Annotated in this window: 16 protein-coding genes; all 16 read left to right on the forward strand. The window is 72.5% G+C overall.

The window, feature by feature from the left end:
• Window positions 1-246 precede the first annotated feature (246 nt).
• The 16 genes from KHP12_RS27940 (at window position 247) to KHP12_RS28015 (ending at window position 16,994) form a co-directional block, all read left to right on the forward strand.
• On the forward strand, window positions 247-1,167 hold the full coding sequence (locus KHP12_RS27940) for an alpha/beta fold hydrolase (protein WP_086880852.1): 921 nt from the start codon (window positions 247-249) through the stop codon (window positions 1,165-1,167).
• Between the two features lie 108 nt (window positions 1,168-1,275).
• Window positions 1,276-1,500 (forward strand): hypothetical protein, encoded by a 225-nt coding sequence (locus KHP12_RS27945; protein ID WP_086880851.1) that lies wholly within the window; start codon window positions 1,276-1,278, stop codon window positions 1,498-1,500.
• A gap of 389 nt (window positions 1,501-1,889) precedes the next feature.
• Entirely contained in the window at window positions 1,890-2,516 is a 627-nt protein-coding gene (locus KHP12_RS27950; protein ID WP_246643161.1) for a DUF2617 family protein, read from the forward strand.
• 120 nt (window positions 2,517-2,636) lie between these two features.
• On the forward strand, window positions 2,637-4,211 hold the full coding sequence (locus KHP12_RS27955; RefSeq protein WP_210610454.1) for a polyamine aminopropyltransferase: 1,575 nt from the start codon (window positions 2,637-2,639) through the stop codon (window positions 4,209-4,211).
• A gap of 190 nt (window positions 4,212-4,401) precedes the next feature.
• Entirely contained in the window at window positions 4,402-5,265 is an 864-nt protein-coding gene (locus KHP12_RS27960; protein ID WP_211833876.1) for an SRPBCC domain-containing protein, read from the forward strand.
• A 25-nt stretch (window positions 5,266-5,290) separates the two neighbouring features.
• A complete protein-coding gene (locus KHP12_RS27965) occupies window positions 5,291-6,106 on the forward strand; it encodes an aldose epimerase family protein (protein WP_086884497.1) in 816 nt (271 codons plus the stop codon).
• Between the two features lie 144 nt (window positions 6,107-6,250).
• Window positions 6,251-6,796 carry an orotate phosphoribosyltransferase gene (gene pyrE, locus KHP12_RS27970; RefSeq protein ID WP_086884496.1) on the forward strand — a complete coding sequence of 182 codons (546 nt, stop codon included), beginning with the start codon at window positions 6,251-6,253 and terminating at the stop codon, window positions 6,794-6,796.
• A 188-nt stretch (window positions 6,797-6,984) separates the two neighbouring features.
• Window positions 6,985-8,007 carry a class II fructose-bisphosphate aldolase gene (gene fbaA / locus KHP12_RS27975; protein WP_086884495.1) on the forward strand — a complete coding sequence of 341 codons (1,023 nt, stop codon included), beginning with the start codon at window positions 6,985-6,987 and terminating at the stop codon, window positions 8,005-8,007.
• A gap of 108 nt (window positions 8,008-8,115) precedes the next feature.
• Window positions 8,116-9,720: an MFS transporter gene (locus tag KHP12_RS27980; protein WP_211833877.1), complete on the forward strand. Its 1,605-nt coding sequence runs from the start codon at window positions 8,116-8,118 to the stop codon at window positions 9,718-9,720.
• 63 nt (window positions 9,721-9,783) lie between these two features.
• Window positions 9,784-10,197, forward strand: a complete 414-nt coding sequence (locus KHP12_RS27985; protein ID WP_014178261.1) for a DUF3151 domain-containing protein — start codon at window positions 9,784-9,786, stop codon at window positions 10,195-10,197.
• A 274-nt stretch (window positions 10,198-10,471) separates the two neighbouring features.
• A complete protein-coding gene (locus tag KHP12_RS27990; RefSeq protein WP_037953256.1) occupies window positions 10,472-11,314 on the forward strand; it encodes a tryptophan 2,3-dioxygenase family protein in 843 nt (280 codons plus the stop codon).
• Entirely contained in the window at window positions 11,307-12,602 is a 1,296-nt protein-coding gene (gene kynU, locus KHP12_RS27995; RefSeq protein WP_246648711.1) for a kynureninase, read from the forward strand. The genes KHP12_RS27990 and kynU overlap by 8 nt, the downstream gene beginning before the upstream one ends.
• Before the next feature lie 3 nt (window positions 12,603-12,605).
• A complete protein-coding gene (locus tag KHP12_RS28000; RefSeq protein ID WP_211833878.1) occupies window positions 12,606-13,538 on the forward strand; it encodes an alpha/beta hydrolase in 933 nt (310 codons plus the stop codon).
• 65 nt (window positions 13,539-13,603) lie between these two features.
• Entirely contained in the window at window positions 13,604-15,004 is a 1,401-nt protein-coding gene (locus KHP12_RS28005; RefSeq protein ID WP_037953258.1) for a sensor histidine kinase, read from the forward strand.
• Window positions 15,001-15,705 (forward strand): response regulator, encoded by a 705-nt coding sequence (locus KHP12_RS28010; protein WP_037953259.1) that lies wholly within the window; start codon window positions 15,001-15,003, stop codon window positions 15,703-15,705. Before KHP12_RS28005 ends, KHP12_RS28010 begins: the two co-directional genes overlap by 4 nt.
• A gap of 65 nt (window positions 15,706-15,770) precedes the next feature.
• Window positions 15,771-16,994 carry a cytochrome P450 gene (locus KHP12_RS28015; RefSeq protein WP_211833879.1) on the forward strand — a complete coding sequence of 408 codons (1,224 nt, stop codon included), beginning with the start codon at window positions 15,771-15,773 and terminating at the stop codon, window positions 16,992-16,994.
• The last annotated feature ends 89 nt before the right edge of the window (window positions 16,995-17,083 follow it).

Consider the following 17,083-nt stretch of genomic DNA (forward strand, 5'->3'; position numbering starts at 1 on the left):
GCCTGCGGCGGGCTGTTCCCCTCTCCGCCCCTTCCCACAACTGGGGCTCCGCCCCAGACCCCGGGGTCCCGGGGTGAAGCCCCTGCCACGCGGCGGAGCCGCATCCGCCCGGCGCTCAGCGGCTGTCCCCCGGGCGAGCTACGTGCGGGTGCGCTCCGGGTGGTGACGATTCCGGGACGCCGGATGCCTAGCGTTGGGGTCGGCCGCGGGGAGCGGCTGACCCAGACTCTCTCAGGGGGAAGAACGATGATCCGCAGTGCCAGGGTGTCCGCCGTGATCGCGCTGTCCTGCGCCGTGGCCGGGGTGGGGCTGGTCGGTTGTGAGGATGACTCGAAGGCGGATGCGGAGACGGCCGCCGCCGCTTCGAAGAAGGCGGGCGATCAGGACGTGCTGACCGGCACCAAGAAGATCGAGATTGGCGGCCAGTTGGTGAACGTGTCCTGTTCGGGGACTCCGGCGGACGGCAGCCCGGTCATCATGCTGCTGGCCGGAGGCGGTGACGGGCTGGACAAGGTGGCCGGGATCCAGAAGACCCTGAGCGAGAAGAACCGGGTCTGCTCCTACGACCGGCTCGGCGAAGGCGCCAGCGACAAGCCCGACGGGCCGCAGACCCTCACGAGCACGGGCAAGGTGCTGACCGCCGTGCTCGACCGGGTCGCCGGTGACAACCCGGTCGTCCTGGCCGGGCATTCGCTGGGTGGGCTGATCGCCGCCCGGTACGCGCCCGACCACCAGGACCGGATCAAGGGGCTGGTCCTGATGGACGCCACCTCACCGACCCAGACCGCCGATCTCAACAAGGGAATCCCCGAATCCGCCACCGGCCCGGCGGTGGCATTGCGTGATCAGACCCTCGCGATCCTGCACGGAGGGGAGCCGGAGAAGCTCACGGTGCCCGACGGCAAGGTCCGTTCCGCCGGGGACATCCCGGTGGAGGTGATCCATCACGGGAAGCAGTACCTCGCGGAGGTGCCCGACTACGGGCCGGGCCTGGAGCGGGCGTGGACCAACGGCCAGCGCAAGTGGCTCGCGGTCTCCAGCCGCGCCAAGCTGAGCACCGCCAAGACCAGCACGCACTACATCTACGTCGACCAGCCGGATGTCGCCGTGCGGGCGATCGAGCGCGTCACCGTTCAGGCCGTGGACAGCGCGGCCTCCGGGCGCTGAACCTCTGGACTTCCTCAACTCCGCTTTGACCCCGCATGAGGCCGGGCATGGGACCCGGCAGGTACGAAGCGGTACCTCGCTACGGGGGTTGGAAGGAGAGTGAGGACCATGGGGTCTGTTGTCATCTTGGTCGTGCTGGCGTTCACGTTCGCGGCGCTCGCCGCGCTGGGCGCCGGTCGGTCGAAGGGGTACAGCGGGCGGCGCAAGCGGTCCTGGGGCGCCGGTTCCAGTGGGGCCGCCGGTGGCGGCTGGTGGGCCGGTGGCGACGGCGGCGGTGGTGGCCATCACGGGGGTGGTCACCACGGCGGCGGTGGCTGCGGCGGGGGTGGCTGACCCGCGGTTCCCGCGGCCTCTGCGGTCGCCGTGCCGTTCTTACGGTTGCCGCGCGGCCTTACGGTCGCCACGCCGTTCTTACGGTTGCCATGCCCTTCTTGCGGTTGCCACGCCGTCCTTGCGGCAGTGAAGCGACGAGCCAGCGCCCGGCGCGCCAACGTGCGCCGGGCGCTGGCTTGTTGAACACTTGCCCTAGGGAGCGCCCTAGGGGGTGGAAACCCGGCGAAGGTGGGTAAAAACGATGTGGCGCCCAGCATTTCATGATTCCGTATACCACCAATCGACCTTACGGCCCCACGCGGGCACGAGCCGCCGTATGCGCATGCCCCTGGTCCCCCGCGGGGCGAGCTGGCCCAACTTTTTCCACTGCGTGCTTGCGGAGCCGATCCATGCTCACGACCCTCAAGACTGCCTACACCGATACCCGCGCCGCTGACCTCGCCTGGGGCCTGGGGCGGGAGCCGCTTCCCGCCCTCGCTGTGCTCGATCTTCAACTCCATGACTTCGCCGTCCAGTTGAGGCTTCTGGGCGCCTCCCACCAGGTCCTCCTCGAAGGGGAGGGCAGCCGTTGCTCGGAGACCGTGGCCTGTATGTCCGGCAACAGCACCCCGCTTCCGCTGGGGGTTTCCACCCTCGTCGACGGCCGCGAATACGAATTCGCGGCGCGCGTCGAGGAGTTGTCGCAGGGGGCCTTCGCCGGGCGCGCCCAGGAGCTGCTCGCGCTGGTGGCCGACCATCCGCACGGTCTGGCCGGTACGTTCCCCGGCAGCCCGAACGCGTTCACGGCCCTGCTCGCGCAGTGGAACGAGGGCACGGTGGGGTGGCGGACCTGGCATGCCTACCCCCAGGAGGGGCGGTTGGTCACCACCCGCACCTGTGTCGGGGCCCGGGTACCGGCCGCGCTCCGGCCGCCGGGCGCGGGCGGGCTCGATATGGGCGGTCTGCCCAGTAGTCTGCCGGGCGGGATGTCGGGCGGGATGTCGGGCGGGGCGTCGCCCCAAGTCCCGTGCGTCTGAAGGGGATCGCGCGTGGCCGAGAGGCCATCGATCCCAGATGTACGAACGGCAATGCACTCGTGTGGGGGACGAGACGTAAGCGATATGTGACGTAGCGTTCCCTTTGTGATCGATTCGCCCATGTCTGCCGTCTCGGATGCGCCGTCGTCGCCGGAATCCGGCCCTCCGGCGCGGCTGCCGGTGCGGGCGGGGCTCGGCCGCTTCCTCGTGCTCGGCACGGTCTTCGTCTGCGCCGCCTGCGGGCTCGTCTACGAGCTCGAACTCGTCGCCCTCGCCTCGTACTTGGCGGGTGACTCGGTCACCCAGGCATCCGTGGTGCTGTCCGTGATGGTCTTCGCCATGGGTGTCGGCTCGCTGCTGGCCAAGCGGCTGCGCTGCCGGGCCGCCGTGGGCTTCGGCGCGGTCGAGGCGGTGCTCGCGCTCGTCGGCGGCTGCTCGGCGATGGCGCTGTACGCGTGCTTCGCATGGGGCGGTCACTCGCGCTCCGCGCTCGTCGGCTTCTCGTTCGCCATCGGTGTGCTCATCGGGGCCGAGGTGCCGCTGCTGATGACCCTGATCCAGCGGGTGCGCCGACAGGACGCGGGCGGTGCGGTGGCCGATCTGTTCGCGGCGGACTATGTGGGCGCGCTGGTCGGCGGGCTCGCCTTTCCCTTTCTGCTGCTGCCCGGGTTCGGCCAGCTGACCGGCGCGCTGGTCACCGGCGCGGTCAACGCGGTCGCGGGCGGCGCGCTGGTGCTCTGGCTGTTCCGCCGCGATCTGAGCGTACGGGCGCGGTGGACGCTGATCGTCGCCAACGGGCTGGTGCTCGCCGCGCTGGCCGCCGGTGCCGTGCTGACCCCCTCCTTCGAGCGGGCCGCCCGGCAGGCCGTCTACGGACCGGGGGTGCGGGTCGCGCTGCGCACCGGCGAGCAGGAGATCGTGCTGGTGGGCGGGGGGACGAGCGGGCGGCCGCTGTCCCTCTTCCTCAACGGGCGGCTGCGGGTCAGCGGGCGCGACGAGGTCCGCTACCACGAGGCGCTGATCCACCCGGCGATGGTCGCCGGACCGCACGGCCGGGTGCTGGTGCTGGGCGGGGGCGACGGGCTCGCGGCGCGCGAGATCCTGCGGTACGCGGGGGTCCGCTCGGTGACCGTCGTGGAGCGCGACGCGGAGGTGGTGCGGCTGGCCCGGCGCGATCCGGGCCTGTCCGCGCTCAACGGCGGCGCCTACCGCGATCCGCGGGTGCGGGCGGTGACGGCGGACGCCTTCGACTGGCTGCGCGGGTCCATGGCGTACGACGTGGTGGTGTGCGATCTGCCGGCGCCCGAGCTCACCCCGAGCACCAAGTACTACTCCCAGGAGTTCTACGGCCTGGCCGAGCGGGTGCTGGCGCCCGGCGGCCGGCTGGTGGTCCACGCCGGGCCGCTGCGGCCCGATCCGCGGGCGTTCTGGACGGTGGTCGCGACGATGCGTTCGGTCGGGCTGCGAACCACTCCGTATGTGATCGGCGCCCCGCGCCCCGGGCACGGCAGTCCGCACGACTGGGGCTTCGTCCTGGCGGCGCGCTCCCCGGTCGGGCTGCGGCTGGCCCCGCACCGGCCGCGGCCGCGCTCGCTGACGGAGGAGGGGCTGCGGGCGGCTCGCCGCACGGCCGAGCGCGCTCGGGAGGCGGGTCTGCCCCCGTCGACGCTCATGCGTCCGCGCTATGGGGAGTGACGGCCCGGCCCATGCGCGGAGCGACGCCCCGGCGGGCACGGGCGCGGGCGTCCACCCGCGTGCGGGGATTCTCCGTGCGCGGGGCGTGTCCGCGCGCCGGGGGCTCGCGTCGGCGGCGTACGTCAGCGGCACGCGGAAAGTTGTGCGGGAACGGGTCTCACGGAACGTGCGATGGGTACTGTCTTGACCTATGGAGCATGAGGTGTTCGTTCCGTTTCCCGTCGACACCGTCCGGCTGGCGCTCGCGGAGCCCGCCCGTGTCGCTCGTTGCGTTCCCGGGCTCCAGCAGGACGCCGATGAGGCCGCCGGTCCGCTCGCCGGCCGGCTGCGGCTGCGCATCGGCGGGTCCACCATCACCTATCGCGGCGCGCTGCGTGTCGTCAGGCGCGCCGATGCCTTCGAGGTCGAGGGCGAGGGCGGCGAGGCGCGCGGCAGCGGCTCGGTGAAGCTCGCGCTGACCATCACGCCGAAGCCCGTCGAGGGCGGTACGGTGCTGAACTGCTCCGGGACGGTCCACAGCGACGGACGGCTGGCCGAGTTCGACGACGAGGCGTCCCTCACCGTGGCCCGCCGCATGCTGGACCGGTTCGCCGCGGCGCTCACGGCCGGGCTGGAGACGTCCCCGATCAGCGCGCCCACGGAGGACGAGGCCCCCGGACAGGCCGCCGACGCGGGTGTGGACGCGGGTGTCGATGAGACCGGGCTGCCGACCGAGGCCGAGCTTCCGCTGTCGGCCGATGACATGGACATCGAGGACGTCGGCGACCTCGAGGACCTCGACGAGGTGGACGGGGTCGAGGAGCCCGTCGGCTTCGGCGAGCTCGACGACCTGGACGAGGAGCCCCCGGCCGAGGCCGCTCACGCCCGCCGCACGATGATCGGCCGCTCCACCGAGGAGGTCGACCACGCCCCGCCGCGCGGCCGCTACGCCCCGGTCCCCGCGCCCGAGACCGTCTCCACCAGCGCCACACTGCGCTGGGCCGCGCCCGCCGCGGCCGTCGTGCTCGCATCCGTCGTCGTCGTGGGCCGTCGCGTACTTCGCCGCCGCCGCTGAGCCCGGGCGCATAGGCTCGGTGTTTGTGACCACCGAAGACACAACGGAGACCAAGGGCGTACGGCTGACCGCCGGGGACGCCGAGCTGACCGTCTCACCCGAGAACGGCTGCCGTATCGCTTCACTGCGCATCGGCGGTACGGAGCTGCTGCGGCAGGGCCCGCGGTTCGGGTCGTTCCCGATGGTGCCGTGGTGCGGCCGGACCGGTCTCGGCCGGTTCCGCAACGGCGGGCGGACCCACCAACTGCCCATCAACTCCCCGCCGCACGCGATCCACGGGACCGGCCGGAACGTCGAATGGGCCTCCGCCGGCACGGGGCAGTCCAGTGCGGCCTTCACCTACGACCTCGCCGATCCCTGGCCGTACGAGGGCCGGGTCACCCAGACCTTCGAGCTCACCCCGGACAGCCTGACCGTCACCATGAGCGTGGAGACCGAGGGCGATTCCTTTCCGGCGCAGGCGGGCTGGCATCCGTGGTTCCTGCGGAACCTGGGCGACGGCGGCCCCGATGCCGAGATCGCCTTCGACGCCGCATGGCAGGAGGAGCGCGGCGAGGACCACCTCCCCACCGGCCGCCGGATCGCGCCGAAGCCCGGCCCCTGGGACGACTGCTTCGGGATGCCGCAGGGGGTGGACGTCACGCTCACCTGGCCCGGCCGGCTCGAGCTGAAGGTCACCAGCCGGACGGAGTGGGTGGTCGTCTACGACGAGCAGGCGGAGGCGGTGTGCGTGGAACCGCAGTCCGGCCCGCCCAACGGCCTCAACCTCCTGCCGCGGCTGGTCACCCCCATCGAGCCGCTGGAGATCGCCATGACCTGGAGCTGGCGCACCCTGGCCTGACGCGGCGGGTCTCGCGGCTGGCCTGGTCGGTCTCACGCCTGGCCTGGTCGGTCTCACGCCTGACGTGGTCGGTCCCACGGCTGGCGTGGTCGGTCTCACGGTACGGAGCGGCTTGGGGGGTTCCGAGGGCCACCGCATAAGCTCATGCGCATGAGCGATGCGCGTGACGCCCTGCTAGAGCAGATCAAGGACAAGGCCGTGGTCCACGGCAAGGTGACCCTCTCCTCCGGGCGTGAGGCCGACTACTACATCGACCTGCGCCGGATCACCCTGGACGCCGCGGCCGCGCCGCTGGTCGGGCAGGTCATGCTCGAGACCACGGCCGATCTGGAGTACGACGCGGTGGGCGGGCTGACGCTGGGCGCCGACCCGGTGGCCACGTCCATGCTGCACGCCGCGGCCGCGCGCGGGCGCCGGCTCGACGCCTTCGTGGTCCGCAAGGCCCAGAAGACGCACGGTATGCAGCGGCGGATCGAGGGCCCGGACATCGCGGGCCGCCGGGTGCTGGTGGTCGAGGACACCTCCACCACCGGAGGCTCGCCGCTGACCGCCGTGGAGGCGGCACGGGAGGCGGGTGCGGAGGTTGTCGCGGTCGCGACGATCGTCGAGCGCGGCGCCGCGCCCGCGATCGCGGACGCCGGGCTGCCGTACCTCCCGGCGTACTCGCTCACCGACCTCGGGCTGAGCTGAATCAGGGGCTGAATCATGCAGGCTGGGGAGGTGGGAGGTTTCACGTGAAACCACCCACCCCCGTCCGTGTGGTCTCGGCGTGCGCCGTGTGGAGCAATCGGCGGAGTCTGGGATTATGGCCCCGACGATGACGTCGCCCCTAGGTCAGGGCCAAGTACGACTAACCCGCACATACAAGGAGCGGTCAGATGCCCATCGCATCCCCTGAGATCTACAACGAGATGCTCGACCGGGCGAAGGCGGGCAAGTTCGCCTACCCGGCGATCAACGTGACCTCGACGCAGACTCTGCACGCCGCCCTGCGCGGCTTCGCCGAGGCGGAGAGCGACGGCATCGTCCAGATCTCCACCGGTGGTGCCGAGTTCCTGGGTGGCCAGTACAAGAAGGACATGGTGACCGGTGCGGTCGGCCTCGCCGAGTTCGCGCATGTCGTGGCCGAGAAGTACCCGGTCAACATCGCCCTCCACACCGACCACTGCCCGAAGGACAAGCTGGACGGCTATGTCCGTCCGCTGCTCAAGATCTCGCAGGAGCGCGTCGCCAAGGGCCAGAACCCGCTGTTCCAGTCCCATATGTGGGACGGCTCCGCCGAGACCCTCGCCGACAACCTCGACCTCGCGCAGGAGCTGCTCGCCGAGGCGGTCAAGGCGAAGATCATCCTCGAGGTCGAGATCACCCCGACCGGTGGCGAGGAGGACGGCGTCACGCACGAGATCAACGACAAGCTGTACACGACGGTGGACGACGCCCTGCGCACCGCCGAGGCCCTGGGCCTCGGCGAAAAGGGCCGCTACCTGCTGGCCGCCTCCTTCGGCAACGTCCACGGCGTCTACAAGCCGGGCAATGTCGTCCTCCGCCCGGAGCTGCTGCGTGATCTCCAGGACGGTGTCGGCGCGAAGTACGGCAAGCAGGACCCGTTCTTCTTCGTCTTCCACGGCGGCTCCGGCTCCACGGAGCAGGAGATCCGTACCGCGCTGGAGAACGGCGTGGTGAAGATGAACCTCGACACGGACACCCAGTACGCCTTCACCCGCCCGATCGCGGATCACATGTTCCGCAACTACGACGGGGTGCTGAAGGTGGATGGCGAGGTCGGCAACAAGAAGACGTACGACCCGCGGAGCTGGGGGAAGCTGGCCGAGACGGGGATGGCCGAGCGGGTCACCAAGGCTTGTGCGGATCTTCGGTCGACGGGCACGAAGCTGAAGTAGTCCGTCGGCTCGCCCCTTCGGGCCCGGCGCTCGCCCTTCCGGCGAGCCGCCGGGCTCGTTTGCGTTGTGGGCTGGCCCCGGGGGCGCAGCCCGGGGCATGATCCGGGTATGGGCGGCTCCACGCCCGGGGCGGGGCACGCTCCGAGCAATGGTCAGCCGGTACGGCTATCCGTGCCGGCCGGGCGGTGGTTGGTGTTCACCACCGTGCTCGGCTCCGCCATGGCCCTGCTCGACAGCACCGTCGTCAACGTCGCCCTGCCGCATATCGGCCTCGATCTGGGCGCCGATCTGCCCGTACTCCAGTGGACCGTCAACGCCTACATGCTCACCCTCGCCGGGCTGATCCTGCTCGGCGGGGCGCTCGGGGACCGGTTCGGGCGGCGGCGGGTGTTCGTGATCGGGGTGGTGTGGTTCGCGCTGGCCTCGCTGGCGTGCGGGCTGGCGCCGAACGCCGGGGTGCTCATCGCCGCGCGGGCGTTCCAGGGCATCGGCGGGGCGCTGCTCACCCCCGGGTCGCTGGCGCTGATCCAGTCGGTGATCCACCACGATGACCGGGCGCGGGCGATCGGGCTGTGGTCCGGCTTCGGCGGCATCGGAGCGGCGATCGGGCCGTTCCTCGGCGGCTGGCTGGTGGACGGGCCCGGCTGGCGCTGGGTGTTCTTCATCAATGTGCCGCTGGCGGCGGTGTGTGTGCCGGTGGCTTTGCGCCACGTACCGGAGACCCGCGATCCGCGGGCGCGCGGCCGGTTCGACATCCTCGGCGCCGTGCTGGGGGCGGCGGCCCTCGCCCTGGTCACCTATGCGCTGATCGCCGCGCCGCAGAAGGGCGCCTCGGCCGCCGTGGTGGTTCCGGGCGTCGCCGGACTGGCGCTGGGGGCGGCCTTCATCGTCGTGGAGCGGAGGCTGCGCGAGCCGATGCTGCCGCTGTCCATCTTCGCCTCCCGCCAGTTCAGCGCCGTCAATGGGGTGACCCTGTGCGTCTACGCGGCCTTCGGCGGTTTCTTCTTCCTCTCGGTGCTCGACCTCCAGGTGGTGGTGGGCTACTCCGCGCTCGCCGCCGGTACCGCGCTGCTGCCCACGACCACGCTGATGCTGCTGCTGTCGGCCCGTTCGGGGGAGCTGGGCAAGCGCATCGGCCCGCGGATCCCGCTGACCCTCGGCCCGCTGCTGTGCGCGGCGGGGATGCTGCTGATGACCCGGGCCGGGGTGGGGGCGGTGTACTGGCGGGACATCCTGCCCGCGCTGCTGGTGCTGGGCCTGGGGATGGTCGTGGTGGTCGCCCCGCTCACCGCGACCGTCCTGGCCTCGGTGGACGTCGCCCGCGCGGGCCTGGCCAGCGGTGTCAACAACGCGGCGGCGCGGGCGGCCGGGCTGGTCGCGGTGGCGGCGCTGCCGCTGCTCGCGGGGATGGGCCCGGAGGCGTACCGATCGGCGGACGCCTTCTCGAGCACCTTCCGGCGGGCGATGCCGATCTGTGCCGGGGTGCTGGTGCTGGGGGCGCTCCTCGCCTGGCGCACGGTGCGCTCGGACGCGCTGGAGCAGACGGGCGCCGAGGTGGGGGCGGAGCCGGAGCGGGCCGGGGCCGCGGCGCCCGCGGAGGGCGCCGAGGGCGTCGCTCGGCCGGCGGGGCCGCCCTGCCGCCCCGAGTGCGCCTACCACTGCGGGGTGTCCGCGCCGCCCCTGGACCCGGGCGAGCGAGGCCCCTCCGCCTGATCCGGGTCCTCCTCATGGCTTGAGCGTGTCGGGTGGGGCCCCGGACCAGGCAGACTGGAACCCATGGCCATTCACGAGAACCTGCTCGGGGGACCGCCCCCGACCCATCTGCCCGACGACCCGGAGCCGCGCGAGCTGCTCGCCTCCGGCGCGGCCCCGGCCGAGGTCGCCGCGAAGTACCCGGCCTCCTCGCTCGCCTGGGCGCAGCTCGCCGACGAGGCGTTCGAGGCCGGCCGGGTGGTCGAGTCCTACGCGTACGCCCGCACCGGCTACCACCGCGGGCTCGACGCCCTGCGCCGCAGTGGCTGGAAGGGCCACGGTCCGGTGCCCTTCGAGCACGAGCCCAACCGGGGCTTCCTGCGCGCCCTGCACGCGCTCGCGCGCGCCGCGCAGTCCATCGGCGAGCAGGAGGAGTACGAGCGCTGCTCGACCTTCCTGCGGGAGAGCTCCCCGACCGCGGCGGACACGCTCTCCTGAACCAGGTCTCCTGAACCAGGTCCCCTGATTCAGGTCCCCTGATGCACATCTCCTGATCTCGCCTCTCCTGATCCGCTGAGACAGGGCGAGGCGCACCGGGCCTGTGGGGCGTTGTATGCCCCACGGGCCCCTTCCGTACTTGCCGATCGTCCGCGCTGCGCGGATGATGCGTGCGGGGCCCCTTCGGCTGTGGGCCCCGAGGGGACCGGGGCTCCGAGACCGAAGGGAAGGGGCGGACCGCTACCCGGTAGCGAGCAGTACTCAGGAGATTGCGATGTCGCAGCAGCCTGTCCCTGACCACGCCGAGTCCGACGCCCCGCACCTGGACTTCGACGGCACCACGCCGTACGAGGACTACGTCCAGGCGTCCGTGCTCACCCACCTCCAGCACCCCCTCTCCGACGACCCCGGCGAGATGGTGTTCCTGGTCACCACCCAGGTCATGGAGTTGTGGTTCACCGTGATCGTCCATGAGTGGCAGACCGCCGCGCAGGCGCTGCGCGAGGACGATCTGCCCACCGCGATGGCCGCGCTCCAGCGCTCGGCCTACGAGCTGGAGTCGCTCAACGCCTCGTGGACACCGCTGGCTCATCTCACCCCCGGCCAGTTCAACGCGTACCGCTCCGCGCTCGGCGAGGGCTCCGGCTTCCAGTCGGCGATGTACCGGCGGCTGGAGTTCCTGCTCGGCGAGAAGTCCGCGTCCATGCTCGTCCCGCACCGGGGCGCGCCGCGGGTCCACGCCGAGCTGGAGAAGGCGCTGACCGAGCCCAGCCTCTACGACGAGGTGCTGCGCCATCTCGCGCGGCGCGGCCTCGCCGTCCCGGCCGCGGTGCTGGACCGCGATCCCGCCCTGCGCCATGAACCGGATCCCGGGGTGGAGCGGGTCTGGGAGGAGATCTACTCCGGCCCGCGCGACAGCGAGCTGATCCGGCTCGGCGAGGCGCTCACCGAGATCGCCGAGCTGGTGTGGCGCTGGCGCAACGACCACCTGGTGGCGACCCGGCGGGCGATGGGCTCCAAGACCGGCACGGGTGGCTCGGCCGGGGTCGCCTGGCTGGAGAAGCGCGCGGCCAAGAACGTCTTCCCCGAGCTGTGGACGGCGCGTAGCCATGTCTGACGCGACGATTCCCGCAACGGAGTCGGCTGGTGCCGAGCCCGGTCCGCCCGGGACGGCTCTGCCCGGGACGGCTCTGCCCGGGGCCGCTCTGGCCGACGAGGCCGCCAGGCTCGACGCGGCCGACCCGCTGCGCGCCAAGCGCGACGCCTTCACCCTTGACGACACGATCTACCTCGACGGCAACTCACTGGGCGCGCTGCCCCGCGCCGTCCCGCCCCGGCTGGCCGATGTGGTCGCCCGCGAATGGGGTGAGCTGCGCATCCGCTCGTGGGAGGAGAGCGGCTGGTGGACCGCGCCGGAGCGGATCGGCGATCGCGTCGGCCGGCTCGTCGGCGCCGCCCCCGGCCAGGTCGTGGTGGGCGACTCGACGAGTGTGAACGTCTTCAAGGCGGTCGTCGCGGCCGTAAGGATCGCCCAGGAGCGCGGCGCCCACCGCGATCAGATCCTGGTGGACGAGGCCACCTTCCCCACCGACGGCTATATCGCCGAGTCCGCCGCCCGGATGACCGGCTGCACCGTGCGGCCGGTGGCCGCGGGCGACGTCCCGACCGCCGTCGGCGCGCGCACCGCCGTCGCGCTCGTGAACCACGTGGACTACCGCACCGGCCGCCTCCACGATCTGCCCGGAACCACGGCCGCCGTGCACGCGGCGGGCGCGCTGGTGGTGTGGGACCTGTGCCACAGCGCGGGCGCCCTGCCGGTCGGGCTGGACGCCCATGGGGTGGATCTCGCGGTGGGCTGCACATACAAGTACCTCAACGGCGGGCCCGGCGCGCCCGCGTATCTGTATGTCGCCCGGGCCCATCAGCCGCGCTTCGACTCGCCGCTGCCCGGCTGGAACTCGCATGCCGACCCCTTCGGCATGGCCTCCGCCTACACCCCGGCCGACGGCGCGGTCCGGGGCCGCGTCGGCACCCCGGACATCCTCTCGATGCTGGCCCTGGAGGCCGCGCTCGAGGTGTGGGACGACGTGACGATCGAGGACGTCAGGGCCAAGAGCCTCGCCCTGACGGACCTCTTCCTCCGCTGCGTCGAGAGGTACGTCCCGGCGGGCCGCGTCCGGTCGATCACCCCCGCCGCACACGCCGAGCGCGGCAGCCAGGTGGCGCTGCGGTGCGCGGCGGCGGAGGAGGCCGGGGAGGCGATGGCGGAGCTGGTGCGGCGCGGTGTCGTGGGCGACTTCCGCCGCCCCGATGTGCTGCGCTTCGGCTTCACCCCGCTGTACACGGGCTTCGCCGAGGTGGAGCGGGCGGCGCGGGTGCTGGCCGATGTGCTGAAGGAGGACTGACCGGTGGGAGGGGCGACGGTGGGGGCGGCGGCCGAGGAGACGTCGGTCTTCGGGCTCGCGCCCGTGGACGCGGTCCGGACCGCCGCGTACGGCGAACACCCGGACCAGGTGGTGGACTTCTACCTTCCGCCACCCGGGACGGACGGGGCCGCCCGCCCCGCCCCGCTGGTCCTCCTCTTCCACGGCGGCGCCTGGCGCGCCCCCTACGACCGCCGCCATGTCTCGCCCTTCGCCGCCTTCCTGGCGGGGCGGGGGCTGGCGGTGGCGTCCGTCGAGTACCGGCGCGGCGGGACGGACCCCGCGCGGGCGGGGCGGTGGCCGGAGACGTTCGACGACATCGCGGGCGCCGTGGACACCGTGCCGGGCCTCGCCCGGGAGCTCGGGCTGCCCGGGGTCGACCCGGACCGGGTGGTGCTCACCGGGCACTCCGCGGGCGGGCACGCCGTGCTGTGGGCGGCGGCCCGGCATCGGCTGCCGTCCGGCACTCCCTGGCATCTGGCCTCGCCCTCCCCGCTCCGCGGTGTCGTCGCCCTCGCCCCCATCGCCGACCTCGCCACGGCCCGTGCGCTGGACGTCTGCTCCGGCGCCGTCGACGAACTCCTCGGCGAAGGTGATGGCGAAGGCGCAGTCGGTGGCGGTGGCGCAGGCGGTGGCACCGTCGACGGCGATGAGCTGACGGTCCGGCTGGGCCTCGCCGACCCCGCCGCGCTGCTGCCCACCGCGATCCCCACCACCATCGTGCAGGGCGGCACCGACATCGATGTGCCACCGGCGGTCGCGGACGCCTTCGTGGAGGCGGCGGCCCGCGCCGGACAGGACGTACGGCTGATCAGGACCGACGGCGGCCACTTCCCGCCCATCGACCCCACCACGCCCGCCGCGCACACCGTCGCCGAGGAGATCGCCCGCCTGGCGGGGCCAGACGCGGCCGCGTAGTACTTGAGACGGACACCGCACAATCCACATTCCCGGGGACGACGCCGCGGCACCCGCTCCCTACCGTGGACGGCGTGACTGAGACGATTCCGCGGACCGAACTCCGCACCATCCGCCGGGTGATATCCGATCTGCGGAAGGACTTGTTCACCGACGCCTTCGCCCTCCGCCCCGTGCCGCCGCTCGACGCCACGCATCCGCTGGTGCGCGAGATGCCGCAGCGGTTCCGGCCGTACGCGCCGTGGCTGCCGCATGCCGCGCTCACGGCCTTCGCCTTCTACCTCATGGCCGTGGCGGTCGAGATCGAGGGCGCGGACCTGGCCCTGGTCAGCGGTGTACCCCTGCTGTTGGCGCTCTACCGGCCGGTCGGCGCCTGGTGGCTGTCGTTCGGGGGGAGCATCGTCTGGGGTCTGGGTATCACCGATACGAGCGTGGGCGGCACGTGGCCCTGGCCGCCGACCTTGTTCGCCTCGTACATCGCGGTGATGGTGATCGTCGCGTTCCAGAACCGCCCCCGCGTGGCCGGACAGATGCTGCTGCTCACGGCCGGGTTCGGGTTCGCCTACGATCTCTTCGCCGATTGGCGGCCGACGAACTCCTTCCCCATGGTGGTCACCTCCTGCGTCATCGTGGGCGCCGTCGTCGCCCGGCGCAGTCTGCGCGAGACCAAGCAGCAGGTCGCCGTACAGCAGTCGGCCACCCACGAGGAGCGCTCCCGCCGCACCCTGCTGGAGGAGCGCGCGACCATCGCCCGTGAGCTGCACGACGTCGTCGCGCACCACATGTCGGTGATCGCCATCCAGGCCGAGGCGGCGCCCTACCGGGTGGCGAACCCGCCCGAGGAGCTGGCCACCAGCTTCGCGACCATCCGCGAGAACGCGGTCGCCGCGCTCACCGAACTCCGCCGCGTCCTCGGGGTCGTACGCGCCGACGACCCCGATGCCTACGCCGACGCCGACCCCGAGGCGCCCCAGCCGACCCTCGCCACCCTCGACACGCTCTTCGCGGGGGTCCGGGCAGCAGGGCTGACCGTCGAGCACATCACCACCGGCGCCGTACGGCCGCTGCCCTCCGGGGTGGAGCTGTCCGCGTACCGGATCGTCCAGGAGGCGCTGTCCAACGCGCTGCGGCACGCGCCCGGCAGCACCGCCCGCGTCGAAGTCGCGTATGTCCTCGGCGGTCTGGGCCTGCGGATCGTCAACGGCCCGCCCACCCAGGCCGTACGGCCCTCGCCGGGCATGGGCCATGGGCTGCTCGGGATGCGGGAGCGCGTGGCCATGCTGAACGGGGAGATGACGGCGGGCGCGGTGGAGGAGGACGGCGGCTACGAGGTCGCGGTCTTCATCCCGGCCGCCGCGGTCCCCGAAGCGGAGGCGCCCGGGCCGGAGCCATCGGGCCAGGCGCCGGGCCAGGCACCGGGGCTGAAGAAGGGGCCCGCCCCGGAGGAGGAGACGATGAAGCCATGACCACCGACGCCCCCTCCCTCCCCTCTCCCATCCGCGTACTGATCGCCGACGACCAGGTGATGGTCCGCGAGGGCTTCTCCGTGCTGCTGAACGCCCAGCCCGATATCGAGGTCGTCGGTGAGGCGGTCGACGGGCGCCAGGCCATCGCCCAGGTGGCGGCCCTGCGCCCCGATGTCGTCCTGATGGACATCCGGATGCCGGAGCTCAACGGCCTCGAGGCCACCCGTGAGATCGTCGCGGCGGACGCGGACGCCAAGGTGCTCGTCCTGACCACCTTCGATCTGGACGAGTACGTCTACCAGGCGCTGCGCGCCGGGGCGAGCGGCTTTCTGCTCAAGGACGCCTCCGCACGGCAACTCGGCGATGCGGTAAGGGTCGTCGCGGCGGGCGAGGCACTGCTCGCCCCGACCGTCACCAAGCGCCTGATCAGCACGTTCTCGCGGATCGGCGAGGCCGCCGGGTTCGGCGGTCCGCTTCCCTCCCCGCAGGGGCGGCTGGCCGAGCTGACCGAGCGGGAGAACGAGGTCCTGGTGCTGGTCGCCCAGGGCTGCTCCAACGCCGAGATCGCCGAGCGGCTGATCGTCGCCGAGTCGACGGTGAAGACGCATGTCAGCCGGATCCTGGTGAAGCTGGGCCTGCGCGACCGCACCCAGGCGGCGGTGTTCGCCTACGAGGTCCGCCTGGTGACGCCCGGCGGCTGACCGGCCCGGTGGGACCCAAGGACTCTCCTCTGGAGGCCGGGCGGGCCCAGCGGTACCGTCCGGGGATGAGCAGCAGTGCGGAAGCCCCCGCCTTCGACCCCTGGCGGCCGTCGTTCGTCGCGGACCCGTATCCGGCCTACGCCGAGCTGCGCGAGCGCGGCCGGGTGCACTGGTTCGAGCCCTCCCGCCAGTGGCTGATCCCGCGTCACGCGGATGTCGGCGCCCTGCTGCGGGACCGCAGGCTCGGCCGCACCTATCTCCACCGCTTCGGCCATGAGGAGTTCGGCCGCACCGCGCCGCCGCCCGAGCACGAGCCGTTCCACACCCTCAACGACCACGGCATGCTCGACCTGGAACCGCCGGACCACACCCGGCTGCGGCGGCTCGTCTCCAAGGCGTTCACCCCGCGGACGGTCGAGGCGCTGGTGCCGACGATCCAGCGGCTCGCGGAGGAACTCGTCGACTCCCTCGTCACCGCGGGCGGTGGCGATCTCATCGAGACGGTCGCCGAACCGCTGCCGGTCGCCGTGATCGCCGAGATGCTGGGCATTCCGCCCGCCGACCGCCCCGCCCTGCGGCCCTGGTCGGCCGACATCTGCGGGATGTACGAGCTGAGCCCGGGCGAGGAGACGGCGCGCCGGGCCGTGCGCGCGTCCGTCGAATTCTCCGCGTATCTGCGCGAGTTGATCGAGGCGCGCCGCAGGGCCCCGGGGGACGATCTGATCAGCGGGCTCATCGCCGCGCACGACGAGGGCGACCGGCTCACCGAGCAGGAGATGATCTCCACCTGTGTGCTGCTGCTCAACGCGGGCCACGAGGCCACGGTCAACACCACCGGGAACGGCTGGTGGGCGCTCTTCCGCCACCCCGAGCAGCTCGCCCGGCTCCGTGCCGACACCGACGCGCTGCTGCCCACCGCCGTGGACGAGCTGCTGCGCTACGACACCCCGCTCCAGCTCTTCGAGCGGTGGGTGCTGGAGGACATCGAGGTCGGCGGTACGGTCATCCCGCGCGGCAGCGAGGTCGCGCTGCTGTTCGGCTCGGCCAACCGCGACCCGGCCCGCTTCGACCGGCCCGACACCCTCGATCTCTCCCGCACCGACAACCCCCACATCAGCTTCGGCGCCGGGATCCACTACTGCCTGGGCGCCCCGCTGGCCCGGCTGGAGCTGATCGCCTCCTTCGGCGCCCTGCTCCGCAAGGCGCCCGGGCTGCGGCTGGTCAAGGAGCCGGAGCGGGGGGCGAACTTCGTCATCCGCGGTCTGCGGGAGCTCCAGGTCGAGCTCTGAGCACGCAGCCCTGAGCACAAAGACCTGGCACGCCGGACAAACGAGCCCCCTGTTGTCCACAGCCTGTGGACAACAGGGGGCGGTTGCCG

It is taken from the genome of Streptomyces asiaticus, assembly GCF_018138715.1.
GTDB classification, from domain to species: domain Bacteria; phylum Actinomycetota; class Actinomycetes; order Streptomycetales; family Streptomycetaceae; genus Streptomyces; species Streptomyces asiaticus.